Source organism: Caproicibacter fermentans (genome assembly GCF_014303955.1).
Lineage (GTDB): Bacteria > Bacillota > Clostridia > Oscillospirales > Acutalibacteraceae > Caproicibacter > Caproicibacter fermentans.
Genome location: NZ_CP060286.1, coordinates 3,734,594 through 3,749,752 on the forward strand (window position 1 = coordinate 3,734,594; position 15,159 = coordinate 3,749,752).

The 15,159-nt window shown below is 52.5% G+C and carries 12 protein-coding genes and 1 pseudogene; 12 read left to right on the forward strand and 1 reads right to left on the reverse strand.

From position 1 onward, the window contains the following. Positions 1-42 precede the first annotated feature (42 nt). Positions 43-1,593 carry an alpha-amylase family glycosyl hydrolase gene (locus tag HCR03_RS18510; RefSeq protein ID WP_228725020.1) on the forward strand — a complete coding sequence of 517 codons (1,551 nt, stop codon included), beginning with the start codon at positions 43-45 and terminating at the stop codon, positions 1,591-1,593. 280 nt (positions 1,594-1,873) lie between these two features. On the opposite strand, the gene HCR03_RS18515 is transcribed toward HCR03_RS18510, so the two are convergent. Further along, on the reverse strand, positions 1,874-2,650 hold the full coding sequence (locus HCR03_RS18515) for an IclR family transcriptional regulator (protein ID WP_066643162.1): 777 nt from the start codon (positions 2,648-2,650) through the stop codon (positions 1,874-1,876). A gap of 290 nt (positions 2,651-2,940) precedes the next feature. Here HCR03_RS18515 and HCR03_RS18520 point away from each other — a divergent pair, with 290 nt between their 5' ends. The 11 genes and pseudogenes from HCR03_RS18520 to hgdB all read left to right on the forward strand — a co-directional run bounded on the left by HCR03_RS18520 (position 2,941) and on the right by hgdB (position 15,128). Beyond that, positions 2,941-4,125, forward strand: a complete 1,185-nt coding sequence (locus HCR03_RS18520) for an acetyl-CoA C-acetyltransferase (RefSeq protein ID WP_187035847.1) — start codon at positions 2,941-2,943, stop codon at positions 4,123-4,125. A gap of 256 nt (positions 4,126-4,381) precedes the next feature. Continuing rightward, entirely contained in the window at positions 4,382-4,681 is a 300-nt protein-coding gene (locus HCR03_RS18525; RefSeq protein ID WP_187035849.1) for an OadG family protein, read from the forward strand. A gap of 52 nt (positions 4,682-4,733) precedes the next feature. Continuing rightward, positions 4,734-5,135, forward strand: a complete 402-nt coding sequence (locus tag HCR03_RS18530) for a biotin/lipoyl-containing protein (protein ID WP_187035851.1) — start codon at positions 4,734-4,736, stop codon at positions 5,133-5,135. Between the two features lie 12 nt (positions 5,136-5,147). Then, positions 5,148-6,290 (forward strand): sodium ion-translocating decarboxylase subunit beta, encoded by a 1,143-nt coding sequence (locus HCR03_RS18535; protein ID WP_066643154.1) that lies wholly within the window; start codon positions 5,148-5,150, stop codon positions 6,288-6,290. Positions 6,291-6,349: 59 nt separating this feature from the next. Continuing rightward, entirely contained in the window at positions 6,350-7,312 is a 963-nt protein-coding gene (gctA, locus tag HCR03_RS18540) for a glutaconate CoA-transferase subunit A (protein ID WP_156991141.1), read from the forward strand. Continuing rightward, a complete protein-coding gene (gene gctB / locus HCR03_RS18545; protein WP_066643148.1) occupies positions 7,312-8,103 on the forward strand; it encodes a glutaconate CoA-transferase subunit B in 792 nt (263 codons plus the stop codon). The genes gctA and gctB overlap by 1 nt, the downstream gene beginning before the upstream one ends. Before the next feature lie 16 nt (positions 8,104-8,119). After that, positions 8,120-9,884, forward strand: a pseudogene (locus HCR03_RS18550) (acyl-CoA carboxylase subunit beta). 375 nt (positions 9,885-10,259) lie between these two features. After that, a complete protein-coding gene (locus HCR03_RS18555; RefSeq protein WP_156991143.1) occupies positions 10,260-11,510 on the forward strand; it encodes a sodium/glutamate symporter in 1,251 nt (416 codons plus the stop codon). A gap of 222 nt (positions 11,511-11,732) precedes the next feature. After that, entirely contained in the window at positions 11,733-12,515 is a 783-nt protein-coding gene (hgdC, locus tag HCR03_RS18560; RefSeq protein ID WP_066643139.1) for a (R)-2-hydroxyglutaryl-CoA dehydratase activase HgdC, read from the forward strand. Between the two features lie 184 nt (positions 12,516-12,699). Continuing rightward, the gene (locus HCR03_RS18565) at positions 12,700-13,986 is read left to right on the forward strand and encodes a 2-hydroxyacyl-CoA dehydratase subunit D (RefSeq protein ID WP_066643136.1); all 1,287 of its coding nucleotides are present in this window, start codon (positions 12,700-12,702) and stop codon (positions 13,984-13,986) included. After that, positions 13,986-15,128: a (R)-2-hydroxyglutaryl-CoA dehydratase subunit beta gene (gene hgdB, locus HCR03_RS18570; protein ID WP_187035853.1), complete on the forward strand. Its 1,143-nt coding sequence runs from the start codon at positions 13,986-13,988 to the stop codon at positions 15,126-15,128. The genes HCR03_RS18565 and hgdB overlap by 1 nt, the downstream gene beginning before the upstream one ends. The last annotated feature ends 31 nt before the right edge of the window (positions 15,129-15,159 follow it).

The following is a 15,159-nucleotide window of genomic DNA, read 5'->3' on the forward strand; positions in this document are numbered from 1 at the left end:
TTTCCGGAGCAAAAATGATTTTTGCCGGCGCATCCAACTTGTATGATGCCCAAATGGCTTAACGACGCAGTGTTTTATGAAATATATCCGCAAAGCTTTTACGACACGAACGGCGACGGGATTGGGGACATCAACGGCGTCACCGAAAAGCTGGATTACGTAAAATCGCTTGGCTGCAATTCAATTTGGATCAATCCCTGCTTTGATTCTCCTTTTATGGATGCCGGATATGATGTTTGTGACTATAAAAAAATCGCACCCCGCTACGGTACGAACAACGATATGATACGGTGCTTTACGGAGGCGCATAAGCGCGGAATGCGTATCTTGCTCGATTTGGTTCCCGGACATACCTCCGACCGGCACCCGTGGTTTCTGGAAAGCAAAAAAGCGAAACAAAATCAATACAGCCACCGGTATATCTGGACGGATTCCGTATGGAACCGCCCGGCCGGGTTCAACTCCATGTGCGGTGTAACAGAAAGAGACGGCTGCTACCTTCTGAATTTTTTTTCGTCACAGCCATCCCTGAATTACGGTTTTAACAGGATAACCGCACCGTGGCAGAAGCATTATACAAGTCCGGACTGCGTCGCGACACGCGAAGAGATGAAAGACGTGATGCGTTTTTGGCTTGATGCAGGCTGCGATGGTTTTCGCGTCGATATGGCTGCGTCCTTGGTTAAAAATGACGACGATCACGCTGCGACCGCTGAAATCTGGAGAAATGTGCGCGAGATGCTTGACCGGGAATATCCGGAAGCTGCAATGGTATCCGAATGGTCCGATCCCGACAAGGCGATTAACAAGTCGCGGTTTCACATGGATTTTTATCTGAATCACAGGGGAAACGGTTACGATTCACTTTTTCGTAAAACGGGCAGTGACGGCGCCCCGCTCAGCTTTTTCAGCAAACAGGGCCGGGGAAACATCATGGAGTTTCTGGAGGATTATCTTCCGAAATACAATGTGTCAAAGTCAGCGGGCTATATCAGCTTTATAACCTGCAATCATGATACTCCCCGCATGACGCTCGGCTATGATAATTCGGAATGCAAAATCGCGTATTCGTTTCTTTTAACCATGCCGGGCGTTCCATTTCTCTATTACGGCGATGAAATCGGGATGCAGTATTTTAACCTGACGAGTGTGGAAGGCGGCTATCACCGAACCGGAACGCGTACGCCAATGCAGTGGACGAACGGGAAAAATTTAGGCTTCTCCAACGCAGAGAGGGAAAAGCTATATCTGCCGGTAGACGCCCGTGACTGTGCCCCCACGGTGGAAAACGAGGAAAAAGACGAAAATTCTTTGCTGAATACGGTGCGAAAAGTGCTGGCCCTGCGCCATCAAATTACTGATTTGCAGGCGGTTCCAAACTTTGAGGTGATTTATGCGGAGAAAGACTGTTATCCGTTTGTATACCGCCGTGGCAAGTACTTTATAGCGGTGAATCCTTCCTGCCGTGAAGTGGAAATTCCTTTGACGGAGAAGGGCAAACCCGTTTTTACGATAGGCCGCAGTACTTTGGAAAATGGTCGTCTTAGGATGCGCGGGCAGTCGTTTGCGATGTTTCAAAGCATCCGGAGCTGACTTCCGACAGAGCTTACCCGGCCTTTGACAGGACGGATTTTTGCCGTGTCATGGCTGCCGCAACCGGGGAACAGAAAGCAAGGGAGGCTTGCCCCGTTTTGGCGCGCTGCACTTTGCAAGCATTGTGTAGCGCGCCAAAATGATGCCCCTTTGAAATCAACAGAACAAAACTGCGATATGCTCCCCTCTGTGGGAGCATATCGCAGTTTGCTGTTATCTATCCGTTTGCGGTCTGCGTGCAGTTCCTTGTAAGCTGACAGAAATGAAAGGTCAATACCGCTTAGAATTTTCCGTAACGGTCGGCGGTGTTTTCGGCGTACCCCAGATCATAGGAAAGCTCCTGAGAGCATTGCTTTACGTCCCTTTTCAGCAGCTCGATGCGTTTTGAGTCAACGCGTGAAATCGGCGCAATCAGTCCCATGGAAGCGACAACTGACCCGTTTCTGCTGAAAACGGGCGCTCCGACTCCCATGGCGTCGCGAATATATTCCCCGCAGGAAACGGCGATTCCCTCCCTGCGGATTTTCTTCAGGTCTTCCATCAGCGTTGAAGGATTTGTGATCGTATTGTCCGCGTGCCGGCTGAGGCCGTGTTCGATAAAGTCGCGGATAAAAGAATCCGGCTGATAGGCAAGCAGGGATTTTCTGATGGCTCCGCAGTGAAGGTCGACCTCGTAGCCGAATTTTTCAATGACCTTCAGGTTGTTCGGCCCCTCCACCTTTTCCAAAACCAGGCCCTTAAAGCCCGCGAGAATCACAAGGAACGTATCCTCGCCCGTCATGGCGGAAAGCTTTCTTAAAATGGGGGGCGCCGCGTTTTGCAGCTTTACATGGTGCGTTGCGGCCATTCCAAGAGAAATCAGCGCGGGACCCAACTGATAAAGGTGCGTCCTTTCGTCCCGCGTCACGTAATTTTTGGAACAGAATGTTTGCAGAATGCGGTGGATGGTGCTGGGGGGAAGCTCCAAAGCTTCGGACAGCTCCGCAAGCGAGAATGATTTTTCCGGTTCTTTCAATGCTTCTAAAACGTTGATTGCGCGGATTAAACTTTGTATCATAATTCATTACCTTCCTGCATAATTCCTGCATGGTATTCTAAATAAAAGTATAACTCATAATTCCATATGATGCAATTCATTTAAACCCGGTTCTCAAGCCGGATTGTGACAATGAATAGAAATTGCTTGTTTTTTATTGACAGAGACGTACAACAATGCTATTATGTTTATTGAAATTCTATCATATAGAATACATTTCATAATACGAAATAGCAATTATCAAATATTTTTTTGGTATTCCTATCCTGATGAACATGACAGGGATAATTATAGAAATGGAGGAACAAAAAATGTCGAAGAAAGTGGTTCTGGCGGGTGCCGTAAGAACGGCTGTTGGAAAAATGGGAGGGTCCCTTTCCGCAGTGCCGGCTTCAACGCTCGGGTCCATCGTGATTCGGGAAGCTCTGAAAAGAGCCGGCGTTCAGCCGGAGCAGGTGGATGAAGTGCTGATGGGCTGCGTGCTGCAGGCGGGGCTTGGTCAGAATGTGGTTCGCCAGGCATCCGTCTTTGCCGGCATTCCGCAGGAAGTCCCGGCATCGACACTCAACAATGTCTGCGGTTCGGGACTGAAAAGCGTCAATCTTGCAGCGGCAATGATAGAGTCAGGCGAAGCGGACATTGTTGTGGCGGGCGGAATGGAGAATATGTCCATGGCTCCGTACTCGATCTCAAAAGCGCGCTTTGGTTACCGCATGAACAACGGAGTGCTGGAGGATCTGATGATCAAAGACGCTCTTTGGGACGCGTTCAATGATTTTCATATGGGCATCACGGCTGAAAATGTCGCGGAAAAATACGGAATTACCCGGGAAATGCAGGATGAGTTCGCTGCATTCAGCCAGCAAAAGGCGGAAAAAGCACTTGCGGAAAACCGTTTTCACGACGAAATCGTTCCCGTCGAGGTAAAACTGAAAAAACAGACCGTTCTGTTCGATACCGACGAGGGCCCCCGCGTCGGCGTGACAAAAGAGGGCCTTGCCAAACTGAAACCGGCTTTTAAACCGGACGGAACCGTAACAGCCGGCAATGCTTCCGGCATCAACGACGGTGCGGCGGCAGTGATTGTCATGAGCGAAGAAAAGGCAAAGGAGCTCGGCGTAACCCCGATGGCAACCTGGATTGCGGGGCAGTCCGCCGGCGTTGACCCGGCCTATATGGGAATCGGCCCGGCGTTCAGCACAAAGAAGATTATGGAGAAAACAGGGCTCACCGTAAATGACATGGACCTGATTGAGGCGAACGAAGCCTTTGCGGCACAGTCGCTTGCGGTTGCAAAGCTGCTGGATCTTGATCTTGCGAAAGTCAATGTCAACGGCGGGGCCATAGCCATCGGACATCCGGTCGGAGCTTCCGGCTGCCGTATCTTTGTAACCCTGCTTCACGAAATGCAGCGCCGCAACTCGAACTATGGCCTTGCAACGCTTTGCGTCGGCGGCGGGATGGGCGTTTCTGCGATTGTTCGCCGCGAACCGTAACCTTTCACAAAAGTTCTGTTTATAATTTGTTCATAATTTATTGCGAAAAAGTCTGTATTTTCTCAATTATTATGATAGCTTCGAACTGGTTTGTATATAATATAACCAGTACGAGGTGGAACTTGTTTTATCATACGGAATTCTATGTGGTGGATTCCGAATTGTGAAAGAAGTATGTGTTAAATACTATAGAATTTGTGAAATGAATTCCACAGTACGGAATGCATAAATTATGTTCTTCATGGAGGTTGGCATTATGTGGACGGAAGCGAGCATGAATCTGATTCAATCGCTGACGGTATCCGGATTGGGCTTGACCATCGTTTTTCTCACGCTGATCGCACTTGCGCTGGCCATTATGGGCTTCTCCAGAATTTTCTCCGCCGCGGGAATCGGCAAAGGGACCGGTGCGGTGAAGAAAAATTCTGCCGTGCAGCAGGCGCCGACAGGTGAAAAAGAGGAAGACGACGTTCTGGCGATTCTGATTGCGGTGATCAGCGAAGAGATGAATCTTCCGGTCGATCGCTTTCAAATTACAAAGATTCAGGAAATCTGATTGTGAACCCGGCTGATGTTCAGCTGATTTATCATTGTTAGGAGAAAAGATTATGAAATACATCGTTACTTTAAACGGCAAAAAATATGAGGTTGAAGTGGAAAAGGTGGAAACCGGATTTAAACCTCTGTCAAGGTCTGCAGCGACGGCGGCAACAAGCGCACCCGTATCTGTTCCCGCTCCTGCGCCGGCGCCTGCCCCGGCAGCCCCGAAAGCTGCTCCGGCCCCCGCGCCCGCAGGTTCTTCAAATGTGACCAGCCCGATGCCGGGCTCCGTCCTTGATATTAAGGTTTCCGTTGGAGACACTGTTAAGGCCGGTCAGGTTCTTGTTTTGCTGGAAGCCATGAAAATGGAAAACGAAATTGTCTCTCCCTGCGATGCCGTCGTCGCATCGATTCCGGTGAAGAAGGGCGATATGGTAGACACCGATCAGATACTTGTAACTTTGAAATAAGGAGGCTCCCCAATGAATTTTTTCTCTGTGATGGGGACGCTTCTTGAAGAATCCGGTTTTGCCGCGCTCACCTGGCAGAGCGGAGTGATGATTCTGGTCTCTTTTGTCCTCATGTATCTTGCAATTGCCAAAAAGTTTGAGCCGCTGCTTCTGCTGCCGATCGCTTTCGGAATGTTTCTGGCAAACCTTCCGCTCGCGGGCATGATGACGGAAGCGGACCCCTGGTATCATTCCGGCCTGATCAGTATCATCTATTACGGAATCAAAAGCGATCTGTTCCCCTGCCTGATTTTTATGGGTGTCGGCGCGATGACCGATTTCGGTCCGCTGATCGCGAACCCGGCCAGCCTGCTTCTGGGCGCGGCCGCACAGTTCGGCATTTACACGGCGTTTATTCTTGCAAACGCCACCGGATTGTTTACGCCCGCACAGGCGGCGGCAATCGGAATTATCGGCGGCGCGGACGGCCCCACTTCCATTTTTATCGCGAACAATCTTGCGCCGACTCTGGTTGCGCCGATCGCGGTGGCGGCTTATTCCTATATGGCGCTGATTCCAATGATTCAGCCGCCGATCATGAGGCTGATGACCACGAAAAAAGAGAGGTCCATCAAAATGGGGCAGCTCCGCAAGGTCAGCAAAGTGGAAAAAATTGTTTTCCCGGTATTCGTTGTTCTGCTCACCGTGCTGCTTCTCCCTTCGGTCGCTCCGCTGCTCGGTATGCTGATGCTGGGCAATCTTTTCCGCGAGTCCGGCGTGGCTTCGCGTTTGTCCGAAACCGCCCAGAACGAGCTTTGCAATATCGTGACGATTATGCTTGGCCTCAGCGTGGGGGCGACCGCAAACGGCGAACTGTTCCTGCGCACGCAGACTATGGCGATTATCGCGATGGGACTCTTTGCGTTCGGCTTTTCCACGATGGGCGGCCTGCTGTTTGGAAAGCTTCTTTGCTTCATCACGCGCGGCAAGGTCAATCCGCTCATCGGCGCCGCGGGCGTTTCGGCCGTGCCGATGGCCGCCCGTGTTGCCCAGGTGGAGGGCGCGAAGGCAAACCCGACCAACTTCCTGCTGATGCACGCGATGGGCCCCAATGTTGCGGGCGTGATCGGCTCGGCGGTTGCCGCAGGCTTTTTCATGATGGTTTTCGGGCACTGAATCAGGCATTACTACAACAGACAGGTAATTTTTATAAATTATTTTAGGAGGTCTTTCGTTTGGGAAAAATATATTCCTTGTCAGACGCGATTTCAAAGTTCGTTCATGACGGCGATCATCTGGTTTTCGGCGGTTTTACAACGAACCGCAAGCCGTATGCTGCCGTCTATGAAATCCTGCGGCAGGGGCAGAAGGATTTCATCGGAGAGAGCGGCCCTGCCGGCGGCGACTGGGATATGCTCATCGGGGAGGGCCGTGTCAAGGCGTTTAACAACTGCTACATAGCCAATTCCGGCTTTACCAACGTTTGCCGCCGCTTCCGCAAGGCGGTGGAAGCGGGCGAGCTTCTGGTGGAAGACTATTCCCAGGACGTTCTGATGCTGCAGCTTCACGCGGCGTCTCTCGGTCTTCCGTATCTTCCCGTTCGCCTGATGATGGGCTCGGACCTGGTGGACAAATGGGGCATCAGCAAAGAGGAACGCCAGAAAATCGACAAGCTGCCGAACGACAAGTTTGTGATTCAGGACGACCCCTTCCATCCCGGACATAAAGTGGTTCTCTGCCCGGTTCCGGAAATCGATACCGCAATTATCCATGTTCAAACGGCCTCTCCGGACGGAACCTGCCGCATCATCGGCGATGAATTCCATGACGTGGACATCGCGGTTGCCGCCAAGCACTGCGTTGTCACCTGTGAAGAAATCATCAGCGACGAAGAAATCCGCAAGGATCCGACGAAGAACTCGATCCCGGGCTTCTGTGTGGACGCCGTTGTCCTGGCTCCTTACGGCGCGCACCCCTCCCAGTGCTACGGGCTTTATGACTACGATAAGAAATTATTCCAGGATTACGACAAGGCCAGCAAGACGGACGAGGATTTCAAATCCTTCCTGGACGAATGGGTTTACGGCGTCAAGGATCATGAGGAATATCTGAACAAGCTCGGCGCGGTCCGGCTGAGCAAGCTGAAAGCGGTTCCCGGCTTTGGATATTCGGTCGATATGACCAAGGAGGGTAAATAATGGCTGACTATACGAATTACACCAATAAGGAAATGCAGGCGGTTGCCATTGCAAAATCCATCCGGAACGGTCAGGTCGTTATCGTTGGGACCGGGTTGCCGCTGATCGGCGCCTCGCTTGCCAAAAGAGTCTATGCCCCGAAATGCAACCTGATTGTGGAAAGCGGCCTGATGGACTGTTCGCCGATCGAAGTTCCGCGCAGCGTGGGCGATTGCCGCTTCATGGCGCATTGCTCCGTTCAATGGCCGAATGTGCGCTTCATCGGCTTTGAAGCGAACGAGTGGCTGCACGACACGGACCGCCTGATCGCCTTTATCGGCGGCGCGCAGATCGACCCGTACGGCAACGTGAATTCCACCTGCATCGGAGATTACAATCATCCGAAAACCCGCTTTACGGGCAGCGGCGGAGCAAACGGTATTTCCACATACTCCAACACGATCATCATGATGCAGCATGAAAAGCGCCGCTTCATGGATCATATCGACTACATTACCAGCCCGGGCTGGATCGACGGACCGGACGGCCGTGCAAAAAAGGGTCTTCCGACCAACCGCGGGCCGCAGATGGTGGTCACCGACCGCGGAATTCTGAAATTTGACGAACAGTCAAAACGCATGTATCTTGCCGGGTACTATCCGACTTCTTCCCCGGAGGATGTCGCTGAAAATACCGGCTTTGAAATCGATGTGTCAAGAGCTGTCGCGCTTGATGCGCCGGATCCGGAAGTCATTCGAATGATTCGCGAAGAGATTGATCCGGGTCAGGCTTTCATTAAAGTCCCGCAGTGAATAAAGGAGGTAACGAATGAGTAATCACGAATATTCCATGCCGGGCTATTTTCAGAATATGCCCGTGGCCGGGAGCCCTTTAAGCCGGCTGAATGAAGAGAATGAAGCGGAATTCAAAAAGGTGGAAGAAGAAATTCTTCAGCTTGTAAAAGAAGCGGAAGACGCGGGCCGCTCCGACGAGTCCATCAGGCAGTCCGGCCAGATGACGGCAATGGACCGCGTCCGCGCGCTGGTTGACGAGGGCACTTGGTGCCCGCTCAACAGCCTGTATAATCCTGCCGGCAACGCGAACCATTCCACCGCAATTATAAAAGGCCTTGGCCGCATTCACGGGAAATGGGCTGTCGTGGTTGCATCAGACAATAAAAAGCTGGCGGGAGCCTGGGTTCCGGGACAGTCCGAAAACCTGCTGCGCGCTTCCGATACCGCGAAATGCCTTCATATTCCGCTCGTTTACATTCTGAACTGCAGCGGGGGTGAAGCTGGATGAACAGGAGAAGGTTTATGCGAACCGCCGCGGCGGCGGAACGCCGTTTTACCGCAACGCGGAGCTGCAGCAGCTGGGCGTGCCGGTCATTGTCGGCATTTACGGCACCAATCCCGCGGGCGGCGGATACCACAGCATCAGCCCGACCGTTCTGATCGCGCACGCAAAGGCTAATATGGCCGTCGGCGGCGCGGGAATCCTGGGCGGAATGAACCCGAAGGGGTACATGGATCTGGAAGGAGCCGAGCAGCTGATCAAGGCGCAGTCGCAGGCGAAGACGGATCCGCCGGGCTCCATCGCCGTCCATTACAGCCAGACGGGATTTTTCCGCGAGGTTTACACCGAAGAACTCGGCGTCCTGGAGGCCATTAAAAAATACATGGACGATATTCCGGCCTATAACCTTGATTTCTTCCGCGTGGATGATCCGCGCGAGCCGCAGTACGACCCGAACGAGCTGTACGACGTTGTGCCGATGAACCAGAAAAAGCCCTACAATATTTATGATGTTCTCGGCCGTGTATTTGACAACAGCGAATTTTCGGAATTCAAACCCGGTTACGGCCCTGAAATCGTAACGGGTCTTGCAAAGATTGACGGTCTTCTGGTCGGCGTGGTCGCGAATATGCAGGGCCTGCTGATGCAGTATCCGGAATATAAGGAAAACGCGGTGGGCATCGGCGGCAAGCTGTACCGCCAGGGCCTGATTAAAATGAACGAGTTCGTAACGCTTTGCGCCCGTGACCGTCTGCCGGTCATTTGGATTCAGGATACGACGGGAATCGATGTCGGCGACGACGCGGAACGCGCGGAGCTCCTGGGTCTGGGCCAGTCCCTGATCTATTCCATAGAAAATTCCGGCGTTCCGCAGATGGAAATCACCCTGCGCAAGGGAAGCGCCGCCGCACACTACGTTATGGGCGGACCGCAGGGCAACAACACCAACGCGTTTTCGCTGGGCACGGCGGCGACCGAGATGTTCGTGATGAACGGCGAAACCGCCGCAGCAGCGATGTATTCCAGAAGGCTGGTAAAAGACAAGAAAGCCGGCAAAGACCTTCAGCCGACGATCGACAAGATGAACGAAATGATTCAGGAATATGTGGAAAAATCCCGTCCGAAGTTCTGTGCACAGGAAGGCTTTGTGGATGAGGTTGTCCAGCTTCCGCGGATACGCGGCTATGCAAAGGCATTTGTCAATTCCGTTTATCAGAATCCGGAATCGATCTGCGCGTTCCATCAAATGCTGCTGCCTCGCGTGCTTCGCGATTACAATACGTTCCAAAAGAAGTAAACTTGCGCGGCTCTCAGGCTGCTGCCTTCAATCAGCTTTAAATAGGGTCTGCCAAATTTATCTGTGAAAGGCGTCTGCTTTTTCCGGGAAGACAAGGGAAAGCGCGGGACGATTTCTGACGGAAAAGCTTTTCGGAATCGGAAAGGGGGAAAATAAAAACCGAAAAGCGCGGCCGGAATCAAGAGCAGCGAATGCGGAGGAATGATCTGTATTACTTGAATGCTTGATGCTTCCTTGGCAGGAACTATTGGAAACAAATAAACAAGGGGAGAAGTATTAACAATGACTCTTACGAACTGTATTCTTCGATCTGTGTTCCAAGACGGACCTTTTGCCCCGCGCTCTGCGTGCAACGAAGTAGGAGGAGAATGAATTATGGATAAAATTATGGCCTATTTCGGGACTTTCACCGCCGCAAAAGACGGTGCCGTTGCCTCTTTCAAATTCGAGTATCTGACTACACTTTTGTTCGCTGCGATTGTTATCTTTGCAGGGCAGGCCATGGTCAAACATTCCAAGCTGCTTCGCAAATATGCTATTCCGGCCCCGGTGGTATCCGGTTTGATTTTCTCTATTATTGTGTCAGTCCTCAAGGGCTCCGGAACCATTGGCTTTGAATTCGACACAAAAATCATGAAGGACTTCACGCAGAATATTTTCTTCCTGTGCGTAGGGTTCGGTTTCAGCACAAAGATGCTGAAACATGCCGGCGGAAAGCTGTGCGCCAAAATCGCATTTGCTGCTGTTTTGCTGATTACGCTGCAGGATGTGGCGGGCGTCGCGCTCGGCAAAGTAATCGGCATGGATCCGCTGCTCGCGCTGCAGTGTTCTTCCTCGGCTATGTCCGGCGGTGTTGGAACCGCATCCGCTTTCGGTCCTATTTTCAAAGGCTGGGGCGCAGACGCTGCGACAACGGTTGGCGTCGCCGCAGGTACAATGGGCAATATCATGGGCTCCGTCATCGGCGGCCCGGTCGCGGCATTCCTGATCGCCCGCTACTCGCTGAAGGCTGACCCGAATGATAAACCGGCGGAGCTGGCGACCGGAAAGGTCAATCCGCTGGAAAACCACAGTATGGTAAGAGCGTTCGCAATGCTGCTTCTGCTTGCCGGACTCGGCATGCCGATCTATTGCCTGCTTGACAATATCCCAATGATTTCCATGCCGAAATTCATCGGCTGCCTGTTTGCCGGCGCGATCGGCCGCAATGTACTGGAGGCCACTCACCAGAATACTTACGAGCCTGAAGTCAATGCCCTTGAGCACATGTTCCTGGAACTTTACCTGGCTCTGGTGCTTATGACCATCGACCTGACTAAGCTCGTTTCGGTTGCAGGCCAGATGGGCATCATCCTGCTGATGCAGGCGGTTCTGATCGCTGTGTTCGGCATCTTCATTTCGTTCAGACTCTTCGGCAAAGACTACGGCGCAGCGGTCATGACCGCCGGCAATATCGGTTGGGGCTGCGGCTCCGGTCCGAATGCGGTCGCGAACGAAAAAGCGATCATGGACGAATATGGCTGGCACAACATCGCATGGGTCCTTTATCCGTCTTTCGCTGTTATCATAGACGATATTTACAACCCGATTTTCCTTTCGGTTTTCGGCAGCCTGTTTAAGCACTAAAAAGACGACACGTATCACCTGATTTTCTGAAATCACTTGAACCCGAAGAAAGTTCGGAGTAGAGTATGATTTGGCATGACGGCCGCTGCTGCGAACGGAAACGTAACCATGCGGCGGCCGCTGCCGCGTCTTGGGGGGCCGGATCGAAACCATGCCTTCGGGGCGTCGGCCGTATGCTGGCAAAAACGTTCACGAAAATTCATCTTTCTAAGGAAGGTAATTATGAATACGCTTTATACGATGGGAATCGACATCGGCTCGACGGCCTCAAAATGCGTGATCCTGAAAGACGGAAAAGAAATCGTCAGCAAATCGCTGGTTTCCGTCGGCGCAGGTACCAGCGGGCCTTCGAGGGCGATCGCGGAGGTGCTGGAAAACGGCGGTCTGAAACGAGAGGATATGGCCTTTGTTCTGGCCACCGGATACGGCAGAAATTCCCTTGAAATCGCGGATAAGCAGATGAGTGAGCTGAGCTGCCACGCGCACGGCGCCCATTTTCTCTTTCCGAATGTGCATACGGTGATCGACATCGGCGGTCAGGACGCGAAAGTTCTTCATGTCGGCGACGACGGGAATCTGGTCAATTTTGTCATGAACGATAAATGCGCGGCCGGAACCGGAAGATTTCTGGATGTTATGGCGCGTGTTCTGGAAGTTGATGTCGGCGATCTCGCGGGGCTTGGGGCAAAGTCTCAGGTTCAGGTCGAAATCAGCTCCACCTGCACCGTGTTTGCGGAATCGGAGGTTATTTCCCAGCTGGCGAAGGGGACGGACCGCTGCGACATTATCGACGGAATCCATCGCTCGGTTGCCGGCCGGGTCGGGGGGCTGGCCCGCCGCGTCGGAGTTCAGCCGGACGTCGTCATGACGGGCGGCGTCGCAAGAAATTGCGGAGTTTTGCACGCGCTCGAAAAAGAGCTGAATACAGAAATTCAGACGTCTCCGCTAGCCCAATATAACGGCGCACTGGGCGCCGCGCTGTTTGCTTTTGAAAAATGCAGGTAAGATCCTTTTGCCTCTTACAGGGATGATTCACATAAGTCTGCACTCCAAACGTGCAGCGACCGTCATGCTGTTTTGGCAGAATCCGTATCGAAACAAAATTCACATCCGTCCGTGAAAATACTCTATATCGCTTTAGCAAAAGATTCTGCCGGCAGCGCAATAACAGTTAGGAGGAAGCTATTTAATGAACGACAAGGAGAAGGCGGAGCAGGCCCCTGTTTCGGCAGAGGCGGCTCCCGTCAAGAAGAAGAAAACTCAGTCTCCCGGTGTTTTGGCTCTGCAGAAGGTCGTCAATGATGTTTATCAGGCGGCCCGCGACGCGAAAAAGGAAGGGAAACTTGTCGGATGGTCTTCATCCAAATTCCCCTGCGAAATTGCCGAAACCTTTGATTTGAATGTCGTGTACCCCGAAAATCAGGCCGCGGGCATCGCCGCGCACCACGACGATACACGTCTCTGCACGATCGCCGAAAACGAGGGCTACGACGCCGATATCTGCTCTTACGCCCGCATCAATCTTGCCTATGCGATGGGCAACGAGACGACAAACGAGGGCAGGCGGATGCCAATGCCGGATTTCGTCCTTTGCTGCAACAACATCTGCAACTGCATGACAAAATGGTATGAGAACATCGCCCGCATCCACAATATTCCCCTGATTATGGTCGACATTCCCTATTCCAATTACCCGGAGGTCGACGACGACTTTGTTGCCTATGTTCGCGGTCAGTTCGATATCGCGATCAAACAGCTCGAGGAGCTGACGGGTAAGAAATTCGACGAGGAGAAGTTCAAACGCGTGTGCGGATACGCAAACCGCACGGCGAACGCTTGGCTGAAGGTCTGCGATTATTTGCAGTATAAGCCGTCCCCGATGTCCGGCTTTGATCTGTTCAACCACATGGCGGACGTCGTTACCGCGCGCGGGAAGAAAGAAACGGCAGAGGCGTTCGAACTGCTGGCTTCCGAGCTTGAGGAGAACCTGAAAACCGGAAAATCGACGCTGCCTTTCCCGGAACAGCACAGAATCATGATGGAAGGCATTCCACCGTGGCCGCATCTGCGCGAGCTGTTTAAGCCTTTGAAAGAGCATGGCCTGAATGTAACGGCGGTTGTTTACGCCCCTGCATTTGCGTTCCGGTTTAACGATGTGGAAGGCATGGCGCGCTCTTATGCCGTGGCCCCGAACAGCGTCTGCCTCGAAAAGGGAGTCGACTGGCGTTCGCAGCTGTGCAAGGACAATAAGGTTGACGGCGCTCTCGTTCATTACAACAGAGCCTGCAAGGCTTGGTCCGGCTATATGCCCGAAATGCAGCGCCGCTGGCAGAATGAGCTCGGAATTCCGGTTGTCGGCTATGACGGCGACCAGGCCGATTCCAGAAACTTTAACGCGGCCCAGTATGAGACCCGCGTGCAGGCTCTTGTTGAAGCGATGGAAGAAGCCGACAGGAAAAAGGAGAGTGGAAAGTAATGGCGATTGCGGAAAAATTAGCGGAATTCAGAAAAATTGCCGACAATCCGAAGACACAGCTGGAGCATTATAAGTCAAAAGGGATGAAAGCCGTCGGCGTTATGCCTTACTTTGCCCCCGAAGAACTGGTTTTCGCCGCCGGAATGTTCCCCGCGGGGATGTGGGGTTCCAACACCAAGTCGATTTCCCGCGCGAAGGAATACTGCGCAAGCTTTTACTGCTCCCTGGTGCAGCTTGACCTTGAAATGCTTCTGGACGGCACGATGGACGGTTTGGACGCGGTGATTACACCGACCTGCTGTGATACGCTCCGCCCGAATTCCCAGAACATCAAGGTCGCCATGAAAGACAAAATGAAGGTTATCTTCCTGGCGCACCCCCAGAACCGTTTCCCCGAATGCGGCGTGAAATACACGGAATCCTGCTACAACAAAATCCGTGCGGAACTGGACGAGGTTTCCGGTCATAAGACGACCGATGAAGAGATTCAGAACGCGATTAAGGTTTACAACCGTTCCCGCGCGGCCCGCCGGGAGTTCGTAAAACTGGCCGGGGCACACCCAGAGGCGGTTTCCGCGGTTATGAGGAGCGGCGTTTTAAAGGCCTCCTATTTTATGCTGAAGGATGAATACGCCGACAAGGTGGAAGCCTTGAATGCGGAATTGAAATCGCTTCCGGCTTCCGACTGGAAGGGCGTCAGGATCGTAACTTCCGGCATTATCTGCGATAATCCCACGCTCCTGAAAATCCTTGACGAGAATCAATGCGCGATTGTTGCCGACGATGTGGCTCAGGAAACGCGCTCCTTCCGCTGCGATGCTCCTGAAGATGACGCGGACCCGATCCATGCGCTGGCAATCCAGTTCAGGAATCAGGATTACGATATTCTTCTCTATGACAAGTTCTCGAGCCAGAACCGCCGCGGCGAGTACGTCGCCAAGATGTGCAAAGACAATCACGCCGACGGCTTAATCCTTTTTATGCAGCAGTTTTGCGATCCGGAGGAAATGGAGTATCCGTACCTAAAAAAAGCCCTGGATGCGGCCGGTATTCCTCATATCCGTCTGGGAATCGATCATCAGATGCGCGACTTTGGTCAGGCTCAGACTGCGATTCAGGCGTTTGCCGACGTTCTGGACTGACGATTGCTTGTTTATAACAACTTATTTTCCT

Bases quoted from the DNA above. Each gene is read 5' to 3' on its own strand.
- HCR03_RS18510 (WP_228725020.1), top strand. From the start codon at position 43: ATGATGCCCAAATGGCTTAACGACGCAGTGTTTTATGAAATATATCCG.
- HCR03_RS18515 (WP_066643162.1), bottom strand. From the start codon at position 2,650: ATGATACAAAGTTTAATCCGCGCAATCAACGTTTTAGAAGCATTGAAA.
- HCR03_RS18520 (WP_187035847.1), top strand. From the start codon at position 2,941: ATGTCGAAGAAAGTGGTTCTGGCGGGTGCCGTAAGAACGGCTGTTGGA.
- HCR03_RS18525 (WP_187035849.1), top strand. From the start codon at position 4,382: ATGTGGACGGAAGCGAGCATGAATCTGATTCAATCGCTGACGGTATCC.
- HCR03_RS18530 (WP_187035851.1), top strand. From the start codon at position 4,734: ATGAAATACATCGTTACTTTAAACGGCAAAAAATATGAGGTTGAAGTG.
- HCR03_RS18535 (WP_066643154.1), top strand. From the start codon at position 5,148: ATGAATTTTTTCTCTGTGATGGGGACGCTTCTTGAAGAATCCGGTTTT.
- gctB (WP_066643148.1), top strand. From the start codon at position 7,312: ATGGCTGACTATACGAATTACACCAATAAGGAAATGCAGGCGGTTGCC.
- HCR03_RS18555 (WP_156991143.1), top strand. From the start codon at position 10,260: ATGGATAAAATTATGGCCTATTTCGGGACTTTCACCGCCGCAAAAGAC.
- hgdC (WP_066643139.1), top strand. From the start codon at position 11,733: ATGAATACGCTTTATACGATGGGAATCGACATCGGCTCGACGGCCTCA.
- HCR03_RS18565 (WP_066643136.1), top strand. From the start codon at position 12,700: ATGAACGACAAGGAGAAGGCGGAGCAGGCCCCTGTTTCGGCAGAGGCG.
- hgdB (WP_187035853.1), top strand. From the start codon at position 13,986: ATGGCGATTGCGGAAAAATTAGCGGAATTCAGAAAAATTGCCGACAAT.